A 25,054-nucleotide genomic window follows, 5' to 3' on the forward strand; every position below is an offset into this window, starting at 1 on the left:
ATTAAACACTTGCATATGCTTCAGATTCTTTAGACGGCGGGGCTATTGTTCCTTGCGGATCTAATTTGCAGGCACAAACTTTAAACTCGGGAATTTTTGAAATTGGGTCCAAAGTTCCCGGCGTTAATTGATTTGCCGATTTATGTCCCGGCCAGTGATACGGAATAAAAACAGTATCTTTTCTAATTGTTTCTACAATATTCGCGGGAAAAATTCCCTCGCCTCTTCTGGTAACAACTCTTACTAGTTCACGTTGTTTGATATTATAAGATGCAGCCATTTCTGGATGAATTTCTACCATTGGTTCCGGAAACTGATCTACTAATTTTCCGATTCTTCGAGTTTGGGTTCCGCTTAAATATTGCGAAACAACGCGTCCGGTTGTCAATGTTATTGGATATTCCTCATCGGTAACTTCGCCAGGAAGTTTATACGGTGCTGGATTAAAATGCGCTTTTCCGTCAGGGGTTTTAAACTTTTTATCTTCCCAAAGTCTTGGTGTTCCTGGATGATCTTCTGTTGGACAAGGCCAGAAAACGCCCATATTATCCTCCACTTTTTTATAAGTAATTCCGAAATAATCTGCTGTTCCTCCTTTTGAAGCAACACGCAGTTCATTAAAAATTTCTTCGCTGTTGTTGTATGTGAATTTATCTTTCTCACCCAAACGTTCGGCAATTTCCAACAAAATTGAAGTATCTGTTCGCGCTTCTCCCGGAGGCGTAACGGCTTGTCTGATTCGGATAACACGTCCTTCTGCCGAAGTCGTTGTTCCTTCTTCTTCTTCTTGTAAAGAACCAGCCAAAACAATATCAGCATGACGGGCAGTTTCATTTAAAAAGAAATCGATACAAACGTAAAATTCTAATTTTTCTAAAGCAGAACGCACATAATTATTGTTTGGAAGTGAAACCAGCGGATTAAAACAAATCGAAATCAATCCTTTAATTTCGTCTCTATGAATGGCTTCTATAATTTCGTAGGCTGTAAGTCCTTTTCCGGGTAAATCTTTTTCATCAATTCCCCAAACTTCTGAAATGTATTTTCTGTGTTCTGGATTTTCAATATCTCTGTTTCCTGGCAATTGATCACATTTATGTCCGTGTTCCCTTCCGCCTTGGCCATTTCCTTGTCCGGTAATTGTTCCATAACCGCAATAAGGTCTGCCAATTCTTCCTGTTGCCAAAACTAGATTAATACAACCTAAAACATTATCAACACCTTTTGAGTGATGTTCTATGCCGCGCGCGTGGAGTAAAAAACTTGTTTTTGCTTTTCCCCATAATTCGGCAGCTGCTTTTATTTTTTCTTTGTCAATTCCTGTAACTTCTTCTGCCCATTCTAAAGTATAGTCTTTTACAGCATCAATCGTTTCCTGAAATCCAGATGTATAATTATCAATAAAATCATGATCAAGCATATCGTGATCGACCAAATATTTCAGCATGGCGCCATATAAAGCCGAATCTGTTCCGGGTTTTACATCCAAATGGATATCGGCAGTTCTTGCAAGCGGAATCATTCTTGGATCAATTACGATCAATTTTGCGCCTCGATCTCTAGCTTTCCAAATCCAATGTGTCAAAGTTGGAAAAGTCTCGCTAATATTGGCTCCAGTTACAATAATCACCTCGGCATATTCTAAATCAGAATAATTATTTGAAGCGCGATCTAAACCAAATGCTTTTTTATTTCCAGCACCGGCGCTTACCATGCAAAGTCTTCCGTTATAATCCAGATTTCTAGTCTTTAAAGCAACTCTAGCAAATTTTCCAACCAAATAACTTTTTTCATTTGTCAACGAAACCCCAGATAACATTGAGAATGCATGTTTTCCATATTTTTCCTGAATTCTATTTATCTCAGAAATCGTTTTATCCATAGCATCATCCCAGGAAACTTTTTCAAAACCTTTTCCTTCTACTCTTTGTATTGGGTGTAAAAGTCGGTCTGGGTGATTATTTTGAAGATATCTTTGAACTCCTTTTGGACATAAACGACCTTCATTAAAAGGAAATTCCATCCAAGGTTCAAAACCAACTACTTTATTTTCTTTTACCAATAATTGAATGCCACATTGCATTCCGCAAAAACAGCAATGCGTTTTTACCACCTCATCTGGTTCATCTCTTCCTGTGTAACCATCAACAGGCGCATAGTTTAAATGTGGTCCAAAAACATCTATGATTTTCTCTAATGATACTGGTAGTTTTGCCATGCTTTTTTTGTTTGTTTTGTTTCAAGTTTCAGGTTTCAGGTTCTGTACGGAACTTGAAAACTTAAACTTGAACCTTTTATAAATTTTATCTTCAAGTTTGACGTTCTGTTCGGAACTTGAAACTTTAAACGTGAAACCTGAAACTATTATCTTTATCCAAATAAATTTCCGCCTTCTAATCTGGCTTTTAAATGTGCTTGAGCCAGGCGCGATCTTTTTCCTTCGGGACTTAAATCAAGGTGAGAAGTTCCGTCTTCGTGGGTAAAATCAAAACCTAATTGTTTTGTTACTGTTTTTAAATCGTCGATATGAAGCTGTGTAGCGAATTCTTCTCCAGTATGCGGACAAACTGCCATTCCTTTTTTAATTCCTTCTTTCTTATAAATATGTGCGCCAATTTGTGCTGGACGCTGAATGATGTGGAAGAATTTTCCAAACGGAATCCAAAGCAAAAACATAATTACAGTTACGCAATGAATTACAGCAAGAAAATCATAAGCGAAACCTTTCATGAATTGATACGAATAAGTCAGACACAATCCTGTAACCGAAATAGCAATTAACAAAATAAGTGGCAGTAAATCGCCTTCAAAAGTTTGCGTTGCAATTAATCCGGGATTGGTCAATCTTCTTCTTAAATAATAAACTGAACCTATAATTACTAGCCAAGAAGACCAGTTTAAAGCATGAAAAATTAGAAATGCTAAAAATGAGTTTATCTGAAAATCCATCATTTTGAAGCCGAAGAAATGTGCTTCGTAAATTGAAATGGAATTTGGTGCCAAAGTGAAATGAATCCATCCAAACGTAAGCGGAATTGTAATTGCAAAAGCCGATAAACATCCTAAAGCAATACAAAAATGGGCAAACCAGCGCCATTTGCTTCTTGGATAAATGAATCTTTGAACTAAAATATTCTGTACTGATTCTTTCCCCAAAAACCATAAATGTGAAAATACTTTTCCGGTAAAAAGGAATTTAAGACTTCTTTTAAAATACATCCAAGTTGGAGGTCTTTGAAGCCAGACAGTGTATCTATAAACAATTCCGAAGAAAGCAAATACGGTTCCGAAGAGATACGTTACGAGAGCTGCATCAAAATTTTGCAATTGCCTTGAACCGTAAAACACTAGTATAATTGTAAGTATAGAAACTAGTGTTGCAACCAGTAAAGCTTTGGTATTAAACGTTTTATTTTTCATCCTTAATTTTTATTTTAATGATTACTTCTTTAACTTGGTTTCTCGCAATTCTTACGATTGTAAAACCACCAATTGATACCTGTAGCTAATATAGTAAAAAAAGCAACACCAATAAAGAATTGATTTACAGTACCATTAGCAGAAATATTATTTCCTATTAATTTAGAAAAGATAAATGGTCCAAACGCCGCTATTGCAGCAGTCCACCCAATAACGCCTGCTGCCTGACGCGGATTTTCTTTAAAAATAATTGGATATTGTCTGAAGGTTCCGGCATTTCCAATTCCGGTGAAAAAGAACATTGTCAAAATTACTCCCACAAAAAGCGGAAATTGATCCATACTTGTTGGCGCAACTAATCCTTGTGTTACTAAAATAACAGCTCCAGCCAAAATTCCTAAACCTGTTATAGTTGTTAAAACAGCTCCTCCCACTTTATCAGCAACAAAACCGAAAGCGATTCGGCTGGCAGAACCAATCAATGGACCATAAAAAGCATATACCAAAGGATCTGGCGCATTTGGAAAATCTCCGTATAAAAATTTAATCATTAAAGGAAAAGCGGCAGACAATCCCGCAAAAGTTCCGAAAGTCATTACGTATGTGATTGTGCAATACCAAGTATGTTTATTGGAGAAAATATCCAATTGCTCTTTCACTGAAGCTTTCATTGGAATACTTCTTAAATAAAACCAGCTCACGATCGCCATTATTATTAAAAAAGGTGCATACCAAAATGCTGCAGATTGCAAATAAATTGGTTTGTTTTTTACTGCTGTATTTTCAGCACTGATGTTGTTTATTATTTTTTCAGCCAATTTTGGATTTGCATTTGCAATCGCTTTTGCTTTTGCTTTATTTGGAAGCGAAATAAAAACAATTGCATTATCATGAGAATTCACGGCAGTACTTACTGAATCAATAATATTCTTCTTTACATTAGAAAGAATTTTTGTCTGCACTTCCATATCAAGAGCAGCAAATACTTCTTTTTGTTTTTCTGTTGATGAATTTTGAAAAACCGTCAATGTCTCTTTCGGATCAATGCTAGTAAAAACGGTCGATGCTCCAAAAATCCCTACACTAATAATCAATGGCGTAACAAATTGTGCTATTGAAACACCAAAATTTCCAATTCCTGCCTGAATTCCTAATGCAGTTCCTTTCAATTTTTGAGGAAAAAATAAACTGGTACTTGGCATATAAGATGAAAAATCGCCACCGCCAAAACCAGTTGTAAAGGCCAAAACTGCAAAAACCCAGAAAGGTGTATTTACATTCATGACCGCAAAACCAATTCCGATTACAGGAATTAATTTAATTGCTGTCGCGAAAGATAAAATATGTCGCGTTCCAAAAATAGGAAGCAAAAACGTATGAATAATTCTTAAAAATCCGGCCGCTAATCCAGGAATTGCAGTCAACCAGAAAAGCTGATCTTTGGAAAAATTAAATCCTAATCCGGGTAATTTTACCGCTATAACGCTCATCATAAACCAAGAGGCAAATGACAGCACTAATGTAATTGTTGTAATTGTTAAAGTTCTCCAAGCTATTTTACTTCCGCCAGCATTCCAATACGCTTCATCTTCGGGGTTCCATTTGTCTAACCAAGTTTTCATTTGTATGTATTTTAATTTTTAATGATTGTCTTCTATTTCTTTAGTAAAATCAGGTGATTTGCTTCGCATAGCAGTTATGATTGTTCTGTGCATCCATATCAAACAACCCACGGAAACGAGAAATATGAATATCCATGAACTTGTCCAGAGTCCCGTATAATTGAGGAGATAACCGAAGATTATTGGACCTAAAAATCCGCCCAAACCACCAATCAAGCCAACCATTCCGCCTACAACTCCTACTTCATTAGGAAAATATTCTGGAATATGTTTGTAAACCGCTGCTTTACCAATTCCCCATGAAATTCCAATTAGCGTTACCAAAATCACATACACCCAAAGATTTGCGCTGAAATTGATTTGCGTAATTCCTTTTGCTAATAATTCCTTCTTTTTAACTTCCTGATTTTGTTGTACGATAATTTCCTGCCATGATTTTTTTACAGGAAAAACAGAAGATTCTTTACTTATTTCTAGATCTTTTTTATTATTGATTTGATGTATTTTTCCGTTGACAATTATTTTATCTGCCACAATTTCCGTTACTGTTCCGCTACTTAAAGACATAACTCCGGGGCCTGCAGTAAAGATTTCCATTTTAGGAAACATCAATAAAAAACTGATTACTATTGAAGATCCTAAAACCCAATACATTACTTTTCTAGCTCCAAATTTATCTGAGAGATAACCACCAAATGCTCTTATAATTCCAGACGGAAGACTGAACATTGTCGCAAACATACCGCCCATTACTAATGTCGTATTGTAGACATTCATAAAATTTGGAAGAAGCCATTGCGAGTAGGCAACAAAAAATCCGAAGACCAAAAAATAATACGTTCCAAAGCGCCAAACTCTAACCTTTTTAAGCGGAGACATGAGTTCACTCATAGTTTTTGAAACGCCTTGATTCGTTTTGTTTTTAGCAAAAACGATAAAAAGAATTCCAATAATAACAAGTGTAAAGGCATAAATAACCGGAAGCATTTTCCATCCGTTAACGGGATTATTTTCAGATAAATTATTTAGAATAGTTGGCGCAATAAAAGTGGTAATTGCGGCGCCAGCATTTCCCATTCCGAAAATTCCTAATGCTCTTCCCTGCCATTCTTTTGGATACCAAATTGAAGTATATCCGATTCCGACAGCAAAACTGGTTCCTACTAATCCAAAGAAAAAACTGAGCACTGCAAAACTCCAAAACGAATTTGCAAAAGGCATTAAGAAAAGTGGAATAGAACAAAGCAGAAGCAAAACAGAAAAAATAATTTTACCTCCATATTTGTCGGTTAAAATCCCAATTGGAAGTCTAAAAATAGAACCTGAAAGAATCGGAATCCCTAGAAGCCATCCGATTTCGACAACTGTAAAATTGAAAATTCCTTTATCGGCCAAAAAAGTGATCAAAACGCCATTTAATGTCCAACAGGCAAAACAGACTGTAAAAGCAAGCGTATTAAGAAATAAAATTCGGTGAGGTTGAGATAAATTACCCATAAAATATAGATTACTTGAATATCACAGAGAAATTATTCTGTGTTATAACAGCAAAATTATAGCCTCAAATCCTCATTTTATATGACATATATCATATAAAAGACAATTTTATCTTCTTTTAAAAAATACTGAAAAATTAAAGTTTAAAATATAAAAAAAGCCTTTTTCTCATTTTAAAGAAAAAGGCTTTTAAGTATAACTTTTTAATGCGTTTTATTTAGATCACTTTTAATGTTTTCGATCCATATCTTTTGCATATTCCGGAGATTTCTCTTTCATCAATTTCACGACAACGCGATGCATCCAGATTAAACAAATAAGTGAAATTGCCAAAATGAACATCCAGGAACTTGTCCAGAAACCGGTCGTACTTAAAAGATAACCAAAGATAATTGGTCCAATAAATCCGCCTAAACCCCCAAGCATTCCAACCATTCCACCAACAACTCCAACTTCATTTGGAAAATAATCCGGAATGTGTTTGTAAACTGCGGCAGAGCCAATTCCCCAAGCAGAACCAATAAGAATAACTAATACTAAATAAATCCACATATTGGCTTCAAAATGAATTTGTGTGATTCCTTCTGCCAATAAATCTTTCTTTTGAACTTGTTGATTTTGCTCGACTACTACTTCCTGCCATGATTTTTTAGATGGAAAAAATTGGCTGTGTTTTGCATTTTTATCCTCTTGTATTATAGGATATGTTTTATCTCCAATCACTATTTTATCTTTTGCAACTTCGGTAACGGTTCCTGCTTTAGCTGCCGTAAGTCCAGAACCCGATGTTGTGATATCCATTTTTGGAAACATTAAAAGAAAACTTAAAACAACAGACGAACTCAAGACCCAATACATTACTTTTCGAGCACCAAAACGGTCCGATAAAAAACCACCGTAAGCTCTGATTACTCCCGATGGCAAACTGAATATCGCTGCAAAAATTCCGCCCATGACCAATGTTGTATGATATACATTCAAGAAATTAGGAAGCAACCACTGCGAAAAAGTTACAAATGAGCCAAAAACTAGAAAATAGTATAATCCAAAACGCCAAACTCTCACGCTCTTAAGGGGTTGAAAAACCTGACTTACCGTTTTTGGTGCGGCTTCAATTTTTTTGTTTTTTGTAAAAATCAAGAAAATAATTCCCATGCCCAGCAAGACACTTCCGTAAATTATCGGAAGCCATTTCCAGCCATTTACCGGATCACTTTCTGAAAATTTTGTCAATAACGTTGGTGCAAGAAATGTTGTTAGTGCAGCTCCCGAATTTCCCATTCCGAAGATTCCTAAAGCTCTTCCCTGCCATTCTTTTGGATAATATACAGAAGTATATCCCACACCAATTGCAAAACTGGTTCCCACCATTCCGAATAAAAAACTCAAAATGGCAAACGTCCAAAAATTATAAGCAAAAGGCAATAGAAATAGCGGAATTGAACTTAAAATCAATAAACAGGAATAAACCGGTTTTCCTCCAAATTTATCTGTTAGAATTCCCATGGGCAATCGCATTACAGAACCCGTTAAAATTGGAATTCCAAGTAGCCATCCTATCTCGACGACACTCCATTCAAAAATACCACGATCATTTAAAAAAGTAACTAAAACTCCGTTGAGCGTCCAACAAGCAAAACAAATTATAAAAGCTAACGTATTAAAAAACAGAATGCGATGAGATTGTGAAAGATCAGCCATAGAAAAATAGTGTTAGAATTATTATTTTAAAATTTAACCTATAAATCAATATTGCAGAAAAAATAAGAATGGATTTTCCTGCAAAAATAAGAATAGACTAAAATTAGAAAAAAAAGTTTTAAAACACTAATAATAAACAACATAACCGATTAAAAGTAATAATTACTGTTGTTGTCATTTTATTGATTAAATTTTACAAAAACACTTTCTAAGACGTTTATAAGCTGTTTTTGATGCTTTTATCTGTTTTTTAAAGTATTAAAAACAAGCATTTTAAATGTAAAATACTACAATTTTACGCTGAAAACAAAAAAAACTTTAACATTTTTTTTACGCAAAACTAAAAATCAAATACTTGACAATCAATTAATTAAGCACTTAAAACTCATTTACAAAAGACCTTAATGAAGACTTTTTCAAAAAAAATCCTGTAAATTTTTGGTTTTTATTATATTAAAATTAACTTTGTCTATAGGATTAGTAGAGTTTAGATTTTTATTGAAAACCAAAAAAACTATATTTTGAAAACAACCGAGAGCACATCGTATTTAAATCTTCCAAAAATATATACTTATAACAATTGTTGTTATATGTGCTTCTGTTGCTAATTCACAATGCAAGACATTCGTAATTTGATCCATTTCTGTAAATCAAAAACGATATTCAAATTCACCCACAAAATTATCTTTATTGAAAATACAAATATCTGGCTGATGCATATTTTGCATTGCGATGATTTTTTGAATATACCACTATTTTAAAAAGAAAATAATTAACAACTAAAACAAAACTAAAATGAAAAATATGCAAAGCTGTTGTTGCTGTAAATAAAAAAAGCCATTTCTGCGGCAACAGAAATGGCGAGGCTTAAAGAACATTTATCACTAAATCAAGGAAACAATTAGAGGGTTGAAAATTCAACGCTCAGGGCGCCTTGTTAATTACTTAAACCATTACAAAGAAATGAAAAAAAATTTAAAGATATACTCAATATTATTTCTCTTGCTGCTGACGGCAGGACTTAATGCCCAGAATACAACCCCACTTATCCAATCTAAACTTGACGGAACTGTAGTGGATGACATTACAAATCAGCCAATTATTGGTGCTTCAGTAACCATTAAAGGAACAACTCACGGTGTTATAACAGATGCTGAAGGAAAATTTTATTTTCAAACCGGTCAGAAATTCCCTTACACTTTAATTGTAAGTTATATAGGCTACAAAAAACTCGAAATTGTAGTTGATAAAAACCCTGTAACGATTCACTTAAAAGAAGAGCGTCAGGAATTAGATGAACTGGTAGTTGTTGGGTACGGATCTCAAAAGAGAAAAGACATTACAGGTTCAGTCGCTTCAGTTCCAAAAGCAAATTTATCTCAAGTAACTTCATCTGCAGATAACTTGCTTCGAGGTGCAGTTCCTGGTGTGGTAGTTACACAAAGTTCAGGACGTCCAGGAGCTTCGTCAAGCGTACGTATTAGAGGAGGAAATTCTATTACAGCTGGAAATGAACCACTTTACGTTTTAGATGGCGTTTTAATTTACAATGATAATAATAATGGTACGGCAGGTGTTGCTTACGCTGGAGCAACGGTGAATGTCCTTTCGACAATTAATCCTGCTGATATTGAATCTATTGAAGTTTTGAAAGATGCGTCAGCAACTGCAATTTATGGATCTAGAGGAGCAAATGGAGTTGTTATTATTACAACAAAAAAAGGAACAAAAGGACAAGATAATATTTCGTACCAAGGCTACTTTGGATTTCAAAATGTTTCAAAAAAACTTCATTTAATGGATGCGAGTCAATGGGCAAGTTTGCGTAACGATGTTCAAGCAAGCATTGGGCAAGCACCTTCTTTTACTCCTGCTCAAATTGAAGCATTCAAAACTTCTGGAAGTTATGATTGGCAAGATGCCGTTTTTAGAACTGCAGCGCCAATACAAAATCATCAATTGACTTTTTCTGGTGGAGACGATCGTTCAAGATACACTGTTTCTGCAGGTTATTTTGATCAGGACGGAATTGTAATTGCAACCGATTTTAAACGTATTTCGCTTCGTGCTAATTATGAAAGAAATTATTCTCAGAATTTTAAATTTGGCGTAAATGCTAATTACACAAATTCGGATGCAAACGGAGTTGGAACAAATGGCGGTGCGGCTGCCGGAAGACAGCCAAATCCATTAGTAGTTGCTTTATATCAACCACCAGTTGTACCAATCAAAAATCCTGACGGAAGTTACAATTTAACTAACAATCCTTACGCTACAGCTGTAAATGGTATCATTGCTAATCCAATTAACGATTTGGAAAATACTACAAATGAAACCAAAATCAACAGAATTTTAACGAGTTTATTTGGTGAATATAAAATAACAAAACAGCTTACAGCGAAAGTAGCGGTGAGCGGTGATGTAATTGATACAAAACAAAATTATTATGCCCCAGCAACTACTACAACTGGAGCGGGAGTTAAAGGTTTAGCGTCTGTTGGTACGCGCAGAGTAAGTTCAGTTTTAAATGAAAACACAGTAAATTACAATACTAATTTTGGCGACGATCATAAATTCTCAGCTTTAGGAGGTTATACACTTCAATACACAAAAGGCGAGGTTGTAAATGCAGGAGCGCAGACTTTTGTAAATGATGCCAATACTTATAACGCATTGCAAGATGGTGTTCCAGTAAAACCTTATAGTGATGCATTCGAAAGTGTTTTAAAATCTTGGTTGGCGAGAGTAAACTATTCTTATAAAGGAAAATACAACTTTACGCTTTCGGGCCGTGCGGATGGTTCTTCAAGATTTGGATCAGAATCACTTTGGGGTTATTTCCCATCAGCTGGATTTTCTTGGAACATTACTGATGAAGAATTTGCAAACAATATCAAAGGTGTAACGGAAGCTAAACTTAGATTAACAGCTGGTACAACAGGAAACCAGGAAATTGGAAACTATCTTTCACTTGCTTCAATGGGTTCTGTTAATTATTCTTTTGGAGGTACAACTTATACAGGTCTTGCTCCTACTCGACTAGCAAATCCAGATTTGAGATGGGAAAAAACAAATCAATATAACGTTGGTTTAGACTTATCATTATTGGACAGAAAAATCAATTTTGTTTTTGATGTTTATTACAAAAAAACTAAGGATTTATTAATCAACGTTCCAGTGCCATTGACATCAGGATATGCAACTGTTCTTCAAAATATTGGAGGTGTTGAAAACAAAGGTCTTGAAATTGGTTTGACAACTGAAAACATAAAAACAGAAAATTTCTCATGGAATTCTAACATCGTTTTCTCAACTAACAAAAATAAAGTAACAGCGATAGGAAACGGTGTAGATCAGTTTTTTCCTGTTGTTCCAAACGGATCTTTATTACAACAACAGCCTGTAACTGTAAAAGTTGGACTGCCTTTAGGAACTTTCTGGGGATACAGAACAAACGGAATTTTCCAAACGCAGGAAGAAGTAAATACACAACCTAAAATCAATAGTTTGGCAAACACAAAAGTGGGTGACAGAAGATATGTTGACACCAACGGAGATGGAGTAATTACTGCTCTTGACAAAGGAAACCTAGGTACTTCTCAACCAAAATTTGTTGGAAGTTTCGGTAATACCATTTCGTATCATGATTTTGATTTGAATTTCTCTTTCCAAGGAGCTTATGGCGGAAAAATCTTCAATGCTTTGAATCAGCAATTAGAAATTTCAACACTTGGAACAAATGCTAATGTGACGTTAGAAGATCGTTGGACACCAACAAATCCAAGCAATGAAATTCCGAGAGCTACAAGTTCTCCTTTAGGAATCGTATCAGAGCGTTATGTTGAAGATGCTTCTTTCTTGCGATTAAAATTGATTACGCTTGGTTATACATTGCCAAAAAGCACTTCTCATAAACTGGGTGTAAAAAGCGTGAAATTCTATGTTTCTGCAGAAAACTTAATTACATGGACAAAATACACTGGTTATGATCCAGAGGTAAGTTCATACGAACAAAACAACTTATATCCGGGAATTGATTTTGGTTCTTATCCAAACTCTAAAACATTCATCTCGGGCTTGAACGTAACTTTCTAAGAAAAAAAAAATAAAATGAAAAAGATTATTATAACATTCCTATTAAGTGCCGGTTTATTTGTATCGTGCACAGATTTAGAGGTAACACCAACCTCTTTTGTAACCGAAGACAATTACTTCAAAACCCAAGATGATGCAATCGCAAGTGTAACAGCAGTTTATGCTTCGTTAAGTTTAGATCCGGGAGAACAAAGTTTATTTGGAAGAAATTTATACTTCTTGACTGATATTGCTACTGATTATGCAGCAGCCGGAGTTTCGGCAACAAATCCGCAGGTTAGAGCTTTGAGCAGTTTAACACATGATGCGACTTCAGACCGTGTTCAGGTGGCGTGGAGACAAATTTATGCGGGAATCAACAGAGCAAACGTAGCGATTGACAATGTTCCTAAAGTTGCCGGAACAGAAGCAGTAAAAAGCAGATTGATTTTAGAAGCTAAATTCATTAGAGGATTATTGTATTTTCAAGCAGTTCGTCTTTGGGGAGGTGTGCCAATTGTCTTGCACGAACCAACTTCTATTCAGTTAGAAAGCTTAAAATCAAAAAGAGCAACAGTTGACGAAGTTTACGCACAAATTATTTCAGATTTAAAAGATGCTGAAGGTCTGCCTAAAACGTATCCTGCAGCCGATGCAGGTCGCGCAACTTCTGGAGCAGCAAAAGCAATTTTGGCAAAAGTTTATCTAACAAGAAAAGACTGGCCGAATGCAATTACAAAAGCTAAAGAAGTGATTAACGGTGGTTACGGTTATGCTTTGTTCGAAACTTTTCAAGATATTTTTACCAAAACAAAAAAGAATGGAAAAGAACATATTTTCTCAGTACAATTTGAGCCAAATCAAGCAGGAAACGGGTCAAGCGGAAGTACTTTTCAAGCAACATCATTTACTGGATTTACTGCCACTGAGCCTGCAGATATCATTTCAGATGTAGCGTTGTTTTATGACATTTATGCTACCGGAGATGTGAGAAGAGATGTAAGTTATGGCAAGCAATTGCTTAATCCTGCAACAGGAACTTTGTACACTTTTCCGAAACCTATCTTTAAGAAATATCTGGACGTGAGCAATCTGGCGACTCCTGCCAATGTTGCCATCAACTTTCCGGTTATTCGTTATGCCGACATTTTATTGTCTTTGGCGGAAGCCATAAATGAACAAGGCGGACCAACTGCCGAAGCATATGAATTAATCAACCAAGTACGCAGAAGAGCTTTTGCAAAACCAATTACAACGCCAGATGCAACAGTAGATTTAGTTGGATTAACACAAGTAACTTTTAGAGCTGCCATTCAGGAAGAACGTAAAAAAGAATTTGTTCAGGAAGGACAAAGATGGTTTGACCTTGTTCGTTGGGGAACTTTGGTTACTGAAGTGAAAAAAGTAACGGCTAAAAACTCTGTTTCAGAAAGAAATAATCTGTATCCAATTCCACAAAGTGAAAGAAACATCGATCCTGTAGGTTTACCGCAGAATCCTGGATATTAACAATCAAACACAACTAAACCAATAAATTATGAAAGAATATCAAAATAGCATATCAATCAAAAGTCCTAAAAAAGGGCTTTTGATTACTGCAATTTTACTTACACAATTTGGTTTTTCACAAACTAAACCAGACGAATTTAAAGGCGTAATTGGCAAAACCTTAGCCGATTCAAAAGAATATTGGCCAGAACCCGTTACAGCTCCAAAAGGCGTTCCAAATGTGGTTTGGATTATCTTAGATGACGTAGGTTATGGGGCTTCAAGCGCTTTTGGAGGTTTAATCCAAACTCCGGTTTTAGAGAGTCTTGCTAACAACGGACTGCGTTATACCAATTTTCATACAACAGCTATTTGTGCTCCTACCCGCTCCGCTTTGTTAACGGGAAGCAATTCTCATAAAGTTCATGTTGGCGGATTCTCGCATACCATAATGTCGGCGGGATTTCCAGGTTGGGACGGAAGATTGCCTTCAAAAAACGGAACTGTTGCGGAGATTTTACGTGACAAAGGATATAATACTTTTGGCGTTGGTAAATATGGAATTACTCCAGATGAAGAAGCTACAGACGCTGGACCATTCGACCGCTGGCCAACTGGAAAAGGATTTGAACATTTCTTCGGATTCTTAGGCTCAGCAACCGATCAATATAAACCCGATTTAATTGAAGATCAAGCGCACGTTGCTCCTGACGGACGCCACCTGAGCGAACAAATTACAGATAAAGCAATCAGTTATATTGCGCGACAGCAAAAAGCCGCTCCGGGAAAACCATTCTTTTTATACTATTCTCCGGCCGCTGTTCATGCACCTCATCAGGTTGCTCAAAAATGGAGCGATCCGTATAAAGGAAAATTTGACGATGGATGGGACGCTTACCGCGAAAAAACAATTGAAAATCAGAAGAAATTAGGTGTTATTCCTTCAAATGCTGTTTTGCCAGAACGTAATCCACTTATTGCAGATTGGAAAAAATTAACGCCAGATCAAAAGAAAGTGTATGCCAAATTTATGGAAGTATATGCTGGATATTTAACATATACTGATTACGAAATTGGAAGATTGGTTAATTATTTAAAAGAAATCAATCAGTTGGAAAATACGGTTGTTTTTGTTTTGATTGGAGACAATGGAGCCAGCAAAGAAGGAACTTTACAAGGCGCTGTGAACAGACAAACGTATGTTGTTGGCGAAACAGACGAGAAAGTTTTCCAAAATAATTTAAACCGAATTGGAGAAATTGGAACACCTCAAACGTATACCAATTACCCTTTAGGTTGGGCACAAGCAACAAATGTTCCTTTTAAAGATTGGAAACAAGACGCAAACTCAGAAGGCGGTACTGCGGTACTCATAATCCGTTGATTGTTTATTATCCAAAAGGAATTAAAACGCCTGGAATTAGAACCCAATACAGTCACGTAATCGATATTTTGCCAACAACGCTTGACATTTTAGGTGTTAAAGCGCCTGAATCGATCAGAGAAATTAAGCAAGATACCATTCAAGGATATTCTTTCTATAATTCTTTGAATGATGCAAAAGCCATTTCAAATCATAAAATACAGCATTATTACATTTTTGGAGCCAGAGCTATTTACAGCGATGGCTGGAAAGCGGCAGCTGCACATCATCCAAATTCAATTGAAGCTAAAGAAGCTTTGAGTGATCCCAAAAAAGCAGGTTTATTAAAAGCTGATTTTGACAAAGATGTTTGGGAATTGTACAACATCAACGAAGATTTTAACGAACAAAAAGATTTGGCTAAAAAATATCCTGAAAAGCTGGCCGAATTAAAAAAACTATTTGACGAGCAAGCCAAGAAAAACAACTTGTATCCTTTAATAGACTGGTCTGATGTTTATCAAAGAAAAATACATCAAACACCAGGAACAGAAGGAAAATCTGCTCAAGAACTATTGACCAAAGCAAACAAGTAAAAAATAAAAACTATGAAAAATTTTAAATACAACAGTTTAATCAAAAGTCCTAAAAAAGGGCTTTTGATTACAGCGCTCCTAGTTGCACAATTAGGAACAGCACAAGATAAACCAGAAGAATTTAAAGGTGTTATCGGGAAAACTTTAGCCGATTCTAAAGAATATTGGCCAGAGCCAGTAAAAGCTCCTAAAGGTGCTCCAAACGTTATTTGGATTTTATTAGATGACGTAGGATTTGGAGCTTCAAGTGCATTTGGAGGTCTGATCAGTACACCAACTTTTGATCAATTAGCAAATAATGGTTTACGTTATACTAACTTTCATACAACGGCAATTTGTGCGCCAACTCGTGCTGCTTTATTGACTGGAAGAAATTCTGGAAGAGTGCACGTTAGTGGCTTTTCACACACTATTTTATCTGCTGGTTTCCCTGGTTGGGACGGAAGAATTCCTTCTGATAAAGGAACAATTGCGGAGATTTTACGTGAAAACGGATACAACACTTTTGCTGTTGGAAAATATGGTGTAACGCCAGATGAAGATGCTACAGATGCTGGTCCATTTGACAGATGGCCAACTGGAAAAGGTTTTGATCATTTCTACGGATTCTTAGGTTCTCAAACTGATCAATACAATCCTGATTTAGTTGAAGATCAAGTTCACGTTACGCCAGACGGACGTCACTTGAGCGAATTGATTACAGACAAAGCAATCAGTTATATTCAAAAACAGCAAAAAGCAGCACCAGGAAAACCATTTTTCTTGTATTATGCACCGGGCGCAGCACACGCACCTCATCAAGTTGCCACAAAATGGAGCGATCCTTACAGAGGAAAATTTGATAAAGGCTGGGATGCTTACCGCGAAGAAGTAATTGCAAACCAAAAGAAATTAGGTGTAATTCCGGCTAATGCAGTACTACCAGAACGCAATCCTTTAATTACAGATTGGAAAAAATTATCTCCAGATCAGAAAAAAGTATATGCTAGATTCATGGAAGTTTATGCAGGATTCTTGACTTATACTGATTATGAAGTGGGAAGAGTTGTAAATTATTTGAAAGAAAGCGGACAGCTTGACAACACTGTAATTTTCGTAGCAATTGGCGATAACGGAGCAAGTAAAGAAGGAACTACAGAAGGAACAATCAACCAAAGTTTATTTGCTCAAGGCGTAACTGACGAACAAAATTTAAAGACCAACTTAGCGAATATCGACGAAATTGGAACTGCAAAAGGTCTAAATACAAACTACCCTTTAGGATGGGCTCAGGCAACAAACGTTCCTTTCAAAAACTGGAAACAAGATGCGCAGTCTGAAGGAGGAACTCATAATCCGCTGATTGTTTTTTATCCTAACGGAATTAAAGACAAAGGTGGCATCAGAAATCAATACAGTCACGTAACCGATTTGCTTCCAACAACTTTAGATATTGTAGGTGTTAAAGCGCCGGAATATATCAAAGGTATCAAACAAGATATTATTCAGGGTTCGTCTTTATATGCTTCTTTAGATAACGCAAAAGCCGAATCATTACACAAAGTTCAGTACTACTACATCTTTGGAAACAGAGCGATTTACAAAGATGGATGGAAAGCTGGCGCGGCGCATGCGAATCCGTTTACTGCAGCAAAAACTGTCGGTACTCAGGCGCCTGCACCAAGTAATTTTGATACTGATGTTTGGGAATTATACAACTTGAACGAAGATTTTAACGAGCGAAACAATCTAGCAGCAAAGTATCCTGAAAAATTAGCCGAGCTTAAAAAACTGTTCGACGAGCAAGCGAAAGAAAACAACGTTTATCCGTTGATTGACTGGCAAGATGTAATCACAAGAAAAATACATAATACTGGTCCAGACAAAGGCAAAAGTCTTCAGGATTTAATTAAACAAGTTACTAAACCAGGAGAAGGTACAACTACTGCTGGAGGTAGCCATTAAGATATTAATTTTCAAAACCTGCAAGGTTTCTAAAACCTTGTAGGTTTCATTATAAGAAATAGAAATACATTTTGATTTAGAATTCACTAAAATCACAATAAATAACAAAAAAAGAACATTTTAAACACTACTAATTCTATAGAATTAAAAGTTTTTAATTTAAATTTACACTTTATAACTTTTTGATTTTCAACAACACGCAATATAAAATAAGAAATCATGAAACGAGTAGACTATGAAATTATAGGAAAAAAAATCATCGTGGGCGCGATTGTTTTTTTAGTTCCGCTAGTCATATTGGCGGGAGGTTTAGCACTAATTAATCAATTTTTAAAATAAGAAATCATGGCAATAGTACAAAGAGAAAAACTGACAAGAGACTTACTAATAAGCCTTTTTATATATTCTTTGCCTGTAGTGGCAATTTTCCTTTACTTCAAATTAAGCAATAATTTGGTAAGTGAATCACACATTTCATTACCTGCTTTTTTAGAATTTTCAAAACCCGCATTTGAACATATTAGAACTTGGGGATTAACCGTTTTCATGCTGGTTTTAGGCGTAATCGAATTTACCGCAGGTTTATATGATGACGAATGGACAGGACAAGAACGTAAAGTTGATATCATTTGTTTCTTAGCTCCAAAATTGCTTTTGCCACCCGTAATTGCTTTTTTCAGCTTGACAGCGTTGCCTTATTTAATTCCGGATTTAGCTAACACACTTTCTTGGGTTCCTTTTTGGGGAGGATTTTTCTTAATCGCAATTGCTGATGATTTGACGCAATATTGGTACCATAGATTGCACCACCAAGTTCCATTTTTATGGCGTTTTCATAGAACACACCACTCGGCTCCATATATGGGAATGGCGATGGCTTCTAGACAAAATTTTATTTACACAGTTTTCTTTTCTCAAATTTATTTGACTGCAACGCTAACATATTTAGGTTTAGGATTACCAGCTTTATTCGTTTTGGTAATTAAAAGTTTTATTACTCTTGGCGCGCACTCAAGCATTGCGTGGGACAAACCATTTTACAAATACAGAGTTTTACATCCAATTGCGTGGGTTTTAGAAAGATTGATTTCAACTCCTGCAACGCATCACGCGCATCACGCAGATACAAGCGGAGACGGCGTAGGGCACTTTAAAGGGAACTTCGGAAACATGTTTTTTATTTGGGATGTAATCTTCGGAACTGGATTAATCACACGCAAATTCCCAGAATCATACGGAACAAAATCATACAAACAAGAAGAATGGTACGCACAGTTTTTATGGCCAATTTTCAAATCTAAAAAAGAAGGAAGTCCACTTGCTGATGGCGTTTTATCACTTCCTTTAAAAGCAAAACCGGTAATAGAAACTACTGAACAAACTCCAGTTTTAGAGCAGGCGTAATCTTTTAAATTAATTATGAAGAAAAATAAAATAAGTGCTTTACTAATTGGATTTACATTTGTTGCAAACGCACAAGCTCCAAAACAGGCAACCACTTTTACCCAAAAATCAAATGAGGCAGTATATTCAAAATTAAATTTTGACGATACTGCCGATTTTACTGATGCAAAAAAAGGTTTTATCGCCACTTTACCTGACGGAAAAATTCTGTCAAAAAACGGAAATGTAGCCGTAAATCTAACCGATTTTGATTTCATAAAAGGAAAAGCGCCGGCAACGGTAAATCCGGCTTTATGGCGTCAGGCGCAATTGAACAACATCAACGGATTATTCAAAATTACCGATGGCGTTTATCAGGTTCGTTCTTTCGACGCCGCCAATATTTCTTTCATAGAAACCAAAAATGGCTACGTTGTAATTGATGCTTTAACGATTGAAGAAGCTTCCGCGAAAGCGTATGAATTTGTCAAAAAACACGTTGCTGACAAACCTATTTTGGCCGTAATTGTGACGCACAGTCACGGCGATCATTATGGCGGATTGCAAGGTTTGGTTTCGGCCGAAGACATAAAATCCGGAAAAGTAAAATTCATTACGCCAAAAGGTTTTTATGAAGAAGCCGTAAGTGAAAATGTGCTTCTCGGAAATGTTATGCGAAGAAGAGCCGGATATCAATTCGGATTAAATTTAGAAAGAAATGCCACTGGACAAATTGATGTTGGTTTAGGAAAACCATTTCTTGGTGGAGGAAGTTCATCGCTTTTGCCTCCAAATTTCGAAATTGAAAAAACCGGACAAACCGTTACTATTGATGGTTTGGATTTAGTTTTTCAGCTTACGCCGAATTCTGAAGCACCAGCCGAATTAACGGTCTTTGCTCCTTCTAAAAAAGTTTTTTTCTCTGCCGAAATAGCAAGTCATACCTATCATAATGTTTTAACACCGCGTGGCGCAAAAACCAGAGATGCAAAAGCTTGGGCAGGATATCTGGACGAAGCGATCGATTTATTTGGAGCCAAAACGGAAATTATTGTTCCGTCGCACACTTGGCCGGTTTACGGACATGATAAAGGAATTACTTTCCTGGAAAAACAGAGAGATTTATACAAATATGTTCACGATCAAACGGTTCATTTGGCCAATAAAGGTTTGAACAAAGATGAAATCGCCGAAGAAATAAAACTTCCAACTGAACTAGCAAAAGAATGGTACAACCGAGATTTTTACGGAACAGTAAAATATAATGCAAAAGCAACGTACCAATTTTATCTTGGCTGGTGGGACGGAAATCCTGCCGATTACGATAAACTGCCTCAAGTGGAGTCGGCTAAAAAATATGTGGAGTGGTTTGGTGGTGAAGAAACAGCTTTGAAAAAAGCCAATGAAAGCTTCCAAAAAGGTGAATACCGTTGGGTCGCTGAAGTTCTAAAACATGTGATTTTTGCCAATCCTGATAATGTTCAAGCAAAGAATTTACAAGCCGATGCTTTTGAGCAAATTGCGTATCAAAGCGAATCAGGAATTTGGAGAGATTTATATTTATCTGGCGCCAAAGAACTTCGCGAAGGCACAACTGTTCCAAAAAATCCTGTCAATCGCGCTGCCGGATTTTTAGCCAATTTAACTCCAGAAGCAATTTTCGATTATTTATCGGTTACAGTTGACGGAAATAAAGCAGCCGGAAAAGAAATTTCTTTGCGTTTCGTTTTTCCTGAACTAAACAAAAACATTCTGGTTTATCTTAAAAATGGCGTTTTGCATCAAAGCCAAACCCGTGTAGATGATAAAGCTCAGTTTACTTTAGCAATTTCAAAAGCCAAATTTGTAGAATTATTGACCAATCCAGAAAGTGCCAGAACAATTCTAACTTCTGAAGGTGTAATTTTCGAAGGCGATCCGTTTAAATTTAGAGAATTGGCGAGTGTTTTTGAACCTGCAAATCCATATTGGAATATTGTAACTCCTTAAACTTAAAATCATGAAAAATAAAATAGTTAAAAATAGCATTTCAGCATTTGTATTGCTTTTTACCATCGTTGGATTTTCACAAACTAAAAGCTCGAATACTGTTTCTTTAGATGTTTATTACAGTAAAATTCAGGCAGAGAAAAATCCACAGATAATTGATGCCAGAGGTCCTGAAGAATTTGCTTTAAACCATCTTTTAGGTGCAGTAAATTTTAATTTAGAATCTAAAGATTACGCTCAAAAAATAGCAAAATTAGATAAATCAAAACCCGTTTTTACTTATTCGATTGGAGCTGGAAGAAGTGTTTGGCTGGCAGACGATTTACTAAAAAAAGGTTTCAAAGAAGCCTACAGTCTGGAAGGCGGCATCGCGAACTGGATTGGAAGCGGAAAACCGTTTTTTGCCAATTCAAAAAGCAAATTAACTTTAGCAGAATACAACAAAATTATTTCTGACAATAAAACCGTTTTAGTTGATATTGGATCTGTTTATTGTGGTGCCTGCAAAAAAGTTAAACCAGTTCTGGAAACGATAAAAGCACAATACGGAAGTAATCTAAAAATAGTTGAAATCGATCTGGAAGACAACACACAAGTCATCGCTGATTTGAAAACAATAAAAGTCTTCCCAACTTTAATTCTTTATCAAAATGGAAAAATCATTCTTAAAAAAGAAGGTTTTGAAAATTTGAAAAATGAGGTTGATGTGGCTTTGGCTTCGAAATAGCTTTTTGATTTTTATTAGACTTAGACAACCACAAAATTGTCATTTCGACGGAGGAGAAATCTTCGCAAGAAGCTCTACAAAGATTGGATATTCGTTGCGGACTTACTCGTGAAGATTTCTCCTCCGTCGAAATGACAAACTTTACGCTCAATACTGAGCCAAAAACCATAAACTACAAACCAAAAACCAAAATATGGCAACCTATAAAAAAATAACCAAGATTGTTATACCCATTTTAATCATACTCTTTTTATTAGCAGTATTCCTTTTCTGGCCTATAAACACAGACGGAACTTTAATAAAACCAGATGAAAAACTACTCGAAGGAAAAACAGCATTTCTTTCACAAAAAGATACTGCGAAAACATCTCAAAAGAAACCAAACATCATCATTCTCCTTGCTGATGATTTAGGAAAATATGATATTTCATTATACGGAGGAAAGGCTGCACCAACTCCTCAAATTGATTCTTTGGCAGCTTCCGGAGTTACTTTTACCGATGGTTATGTATCGGCTTCGATTTGTTCGCCGTCGCGTGCTGGATTGCTTACAGGACGTTATCAAGAACGCTTTGGGCATGAATATCAGCCGGGCGATCGTTATCCAAAAAATAACTTGGAATATTACGCTTTCAAATATTTAATCAACACTAATAGCTGGAGGCTCAATGACAAAATAAATTATCCAAATGAAGCCTCTATAGCCACGCAAGGTTTGCCACAATCTGAAATTACTTTTGCTGATTTGGCTAAAAAACAAGGTTACAGCACGGCAATTATCGGGAAATGGCATTTGGGTCACAACAAAGGATTTTTTCCTTTAGACCGAGGTTTCGATTATCATTACGGATTTTATCAGGCATTTTCACTTTATACTCCCGAAGATGATAATCCGGATATTATCAATCATCATCACAAAGATTTTACCGATAAAATGATTTGGGGAAATGGCCGTGTCGGAATTGGACAAATTCGCCGCGACACTACCATTATTCATGATAAAGCCTATTTAACCGAAACATTTGCTGATGAAGCTGAAGCTTTTATCGATAAAAATAAAAACAAACCGTTTTTGCTTTATGTTCCGTTTAATGCGCCGCACACGCCGTTTCAAGTTCGTAAAAAATATTACGACCGTTTCCCGAATGTAAAAGACGAAAACAAACGTGTGTATTATGCGATGATCAGCGCACTTGATGATGCAATTGGAAGAATTCGAGCTAAAGTCAAAAAAGAAGGTTTAGAGGAAAATACCTTAATCATTTTTGCCAGCGACAACGGTGGTGCCGATTATACTTTTGCAACCACAAATGCACCTTTAAAAGGCGGTAAATTTTCGCATTTTGAAGGTGGCATAAATGTTCCGTTTGCACTTTCTTGGAAGGGAAAAATAAAACCGCATACTGTTTATAAAACTCCTGTAAGTTCTCTTGATATTTTTAGCACAATTGCTTCTGTTACGGGTTCTGGTTTGCCAAAAGACCGCGTGTATGATGGCGTTGATTTGATCGATGTGGTAAACAATAATAAAGATGCGCATAAAGATTTGTATTGGCGTTCTGGCGATGCAAAAGCAATAAGAAGCGGTAACTGGAAATTAATTGTAAGTGGAAAAACACACGAAACCTGGCTTTATGATTTGGCAAAAGACAAATCGGAAACAACAGATTTAGCCTCAAAAAATCCAGAAAAAGTAAAAGAACTGCAAACTGCTTTACAAAATTGGGAAAAAGGTTTAATCAAACCGCTTTGGCCTAATTTGACTTATTATGAGTTCGATTTTGGAAAGCAAAAATACTTTGTGGATTTGTAATCTTGATCGAAGTCCTGCAAGGTTTTCAAAACCTTGTAGGTCTCGTTTCTACCTTTTTAAATATTAATACCTACAAGGTTTTGAAAACCTTGCAGGAAATCAAAAAACAAATGTCAACTCAAACTAAACAATTTAATATTCACGAAGATTGGACGGTAGTAATTTTAGGGTTCATAATCATCGGAATTTCCCTTTTTATATTTCTTCCCGAAGTTCCAATTTTCAGTTGGTCAAACAGCACCAATTTAAAAACGAAAGTATTTGATTTTGCAAACTTAAAAATACTTCTCATCCAATTTTTATATCTGATTTTAATCGGAACTTTAGGCGCTTTTTTAATTGGAAAATCGGTTAAATATTTTTTGCTGACTTTCCCTATATTGTATATTTTAACTTTGATTGCTTTACTTCTGGCGGGAAATTCGGCTATAAAATCTATCAATTTAGAAGCGGTAATTTTCAGTTTGATAATTGGTTTAGCAATTGGGAATTTCTTCAAACTTCCTGAATGGTTTCATTCAGCACTTTCAACAGAAGTTTTCGTCAAAATCGGATTGGTTTTATTGGGAACCAGCGTGATTTTCTCTGATATTTTAAAGGCGGGTTCATTAGGCTTAATTCAGGCTTTGGTTGTTGTTTTGTCTGTCTGGTATTTTGCCTTTTGGCTTTGCCGAAAATTAAAAGTTGACGATGAATTAACGATGATGATTTCGAGTGCCGTATCTATCTGTGGTGTTTCTGCTGCGATTGCAACTTCGGGCGCTATAAAAGGCGATTCAAAAAAACTGTCTTATGTAATCTCCATCGTTTTGGTCACTGCCATTCCAATGATGATTTTCATGCCGATAATTGCCAAATATTTCAACTTTCCCGAAGAAGTCACTGGCGCATGGTTAGGCGGTAGTATTGACACTTCGGGAGCAGTTGTGGCTTCAGGAAGTTTGGTTGGTGAAACAGCTTTGAAAATCAGTACAATCGTAAAGTTTTCGCAAAATGTTTTATTAGGATTAGCTGCTTTTGCCATTTCTGTGTATTGGACTTACACGCACAACAAATCGGCGGAAGCTGTAGAATCAAAACCGACTTTAAGTGTGATTTGGGAACGTTTTCCAAAGTTTGTAATTGGCTTTATTCTGGCTTCTCTCCTATTTTCTTTTTTCATTACTTCAGAAGTTCGAGATTCGGTAAAAGACAGTTTGAAAAATTTGCAAGGGATTTGGTTTGCTTTGGCTTTTACAAGTATTGGTTTAGAAACTAATTTTAAAGATTTGCTTGCTAATAATAGTCGTAAACCTTTGTATGCTTTTTTAATTGCACAATTATTCAATGTGATTGTTACGTTGATTATTGCTTTTTTGTTGTTTGGAAGATGATTTAACCGCTAAGTTCGCAAGGTTTTACGCTAAGTTCGCTAAGTTTTTTTATAGATAAGCACCA

At 36.0% G+C, this 25,054-nt stretch carries 15 protein-coding genes; 10 read left to right on the forward strand and 5 right to left on the reverse strand.

The genetic code is table 11. From position 1 onward, the window contains the following. Position 1 precedes the first annotated feature (1 nt). The 5 genes from RB619_RS08465 to RB619_RS08485 all read right to left on the reverse strand — a co-directional run bounded on the left by RB619_RS08465 (position 2) and on the right by RB619_RS08485 (position 8,240). Complete coding sequence (locus tag RB619_RS08465; protein ID WP_308096350.1) at positions 2–2,218, reverse strand: molybdopterin oxidoreductase family protein; 2,217 nt, start codon at positions 2,216–2,218, stop codon at positions 2–4. Between the two features lie 152 nt (positions 2,219–2,370). Further along, positions 2,371–3,420 carry an MFS transporter gene (locus RB619_RS08470; RefSeq protein ID WP_308096352.1) on the reverse strand — a complete coding sequence of 350 codons (1,050 nt, stop codon included), beginning with the start codon at positions 3,418–3,420 and terminating at the stop codon, positions 2,371–2,373. Positions 3,421–3,449: 29 nt separating this feature from the next. Further along, on the reverse strand, positions 3,450–5,042 hold the full coding sequence (locus RB619_RS08475; RefSeq protein WP_308096354.1) for a magnesium transporter MgtE N-terminal domain-containing protein: 1,593 nt from the start codon (positions 5,040–5,042) through the stop codon (positions 3,450–3,452). Between the two features lie 18 nt (positions 5,043–5,060). Then, on the reverse strand, positions 5,061–6,539 hold the full coding sequence (locus RB619_RS08480; RefSeq protein WP_308096357.1) for an MFS transporter: 1,479 nt from the start codon (positions 6,537–6,539) through the stop codon (positions 5,061–5,063). A 228-nt stretch (positions 6,540–6,767) separates the two neighbouring features. Continuing rightward, the gene (locus RB619_RS08485; protein ID WP_308096358.1) at positions 6,768–8,240 is read right to left on the reverse strand and encodes an MFS transporter; all 1,473 of its coding nucleotides are present in this window, start codon (positions 8,238–8,240) and stop codon (positions 6,768–6,770) included. A 963-nt stretch (positions 8,241–9,203) separates the two neighbouring features. On the opposite strand from RB619_RS08485, the gene RB619_RS08490 reads away from it, so the two are divergent. From RB619_RS08490 to RB619_RS08535, 10 genes are all read left to right on the forward strand, one after another. Next, positions 9,204–12,335, forward strand: coding sequence for a TonB-dependent receptor (locus tag RB619_RS08490; RefSeq protein ID WP_308096361.1), 3,132 nt, complete (start codon positions 9,204–9,206; stop codon positions 12,333–12,335). 15 nt (positions 12,336–12,350) lie between these two features. Next, positions 12,351–13,823, forward strand: a complete 1,473-nt coding sequence (locus RB619_RS08495) for a RagB/SusD family nutrient uptake outer membrane protein (protein WP_308096363.1) — start codon at positions 12,351–12,353, stop codon at positions 13,821–13,823. 28 nt (positions 13,824–13,851) lie between these two features. Beyond that, positions 13,852–15,186, forward strand: coding sequence for a sulfatase-like hydrolase/transferase (locus RB619_RS08500; RefSeq protein ID WP_308096365.1), 1,335 nt, complete (start codon positions 13,852–13,854; stop codon positions 15,184–15,186). Further along, complete coding sequence (locus RB619_RS08505; protein WP_308096367.1) at positions 15,132–15,761, forward strand: sulfatase/phosphatase domain-containing protein; 630 nt, start codon at positions 15,132–15,134, stop codon at positions 15,759–15,761. The genes RB619_RS08500 and RB619_RS08505 overlap by 55 nt, the downstream gene beginning before the upstream one ends. Before the next feature lie 12 nt (positions 15,762–15,773). Then, a complete protein-coding gene (locus RB619_RS08510; RefSeq protein ID WP_308096369.1) occupies positions 15,774–17,705 on the forward strand; it encodes an arylsulfatase in 1,932 nt (643 codons plus the stop codon). A gap of 345 nt (positions 17,706–18,050) precedes the next feature. Further along, a complete protein-coding gene (locus RB619_RS08515) occupies positions 18,051–19,109 on the forward strand; it encodes a sterol desaturase family protein (protein WP_308096371.1) in 1,059 nt (352 codons plus the stop codon). Between the two features lie 15 nt (positions 19,110–19,124). After that, complete coding sequence (locus RB619_RS08520; RefSeq protein WP_308096373.1) at positions 19,125–21,077, forward strand: alkyl sulfatase dimerization domain-containing protein; 1,953 nt, start codon at positions 19,125–19,127, stop codon at positions 21,075–21,077. Between the two features lie 10 nt (positions 21,078–21,087). Then, the gene (locus tag RB619_RS08525) at positions 21,088–21,804 is read left to right on the forward strand and encodes a thioredoxin domain-containing protein (RefSeq protein WP_308096375.1); all 717 of its coding nucleotides are present in this window, start codon (positions 21,088–21,090) and stop codon (positions 21,802–21,804) included. 193 nt (positions 21,805–21,997) lie between these two features. After that, positions 21,998–23,617, forward strand: a complete 1,620-nt coding sequence (locus tag RB619_RS08530; RefSeq protein WP_308096377.1) for a sulfatase-like hydrolase/transferase — start codon at positions 21,998–22,000, stop codon at positions 23,615–23,617. Positions 23,618–23,727: 110 nt separating this feature from the next. Further along, positions 23,728–24,990, forward strand: coding sequence for a putative sulfate exporter family transporter (locus tag RB619_RS08535; protein WP_308096379.1), 1,263 nt, complete (start codon positions 23,728–23,730; stop codon positions 24,988–24,990). The last annotated feature ends 64 nt before the right edge of the window (positions 24,991–25,054 follow it).

It is taken from the genome of Flavobacterium sp. LHD-80 (assembly GCF_030929605.1).
Lineage (GTDB): Bacteria > Bacteroidota > Bacteroidia > Flavobacteriales > Flavobacteriaceae > Flavobacterium.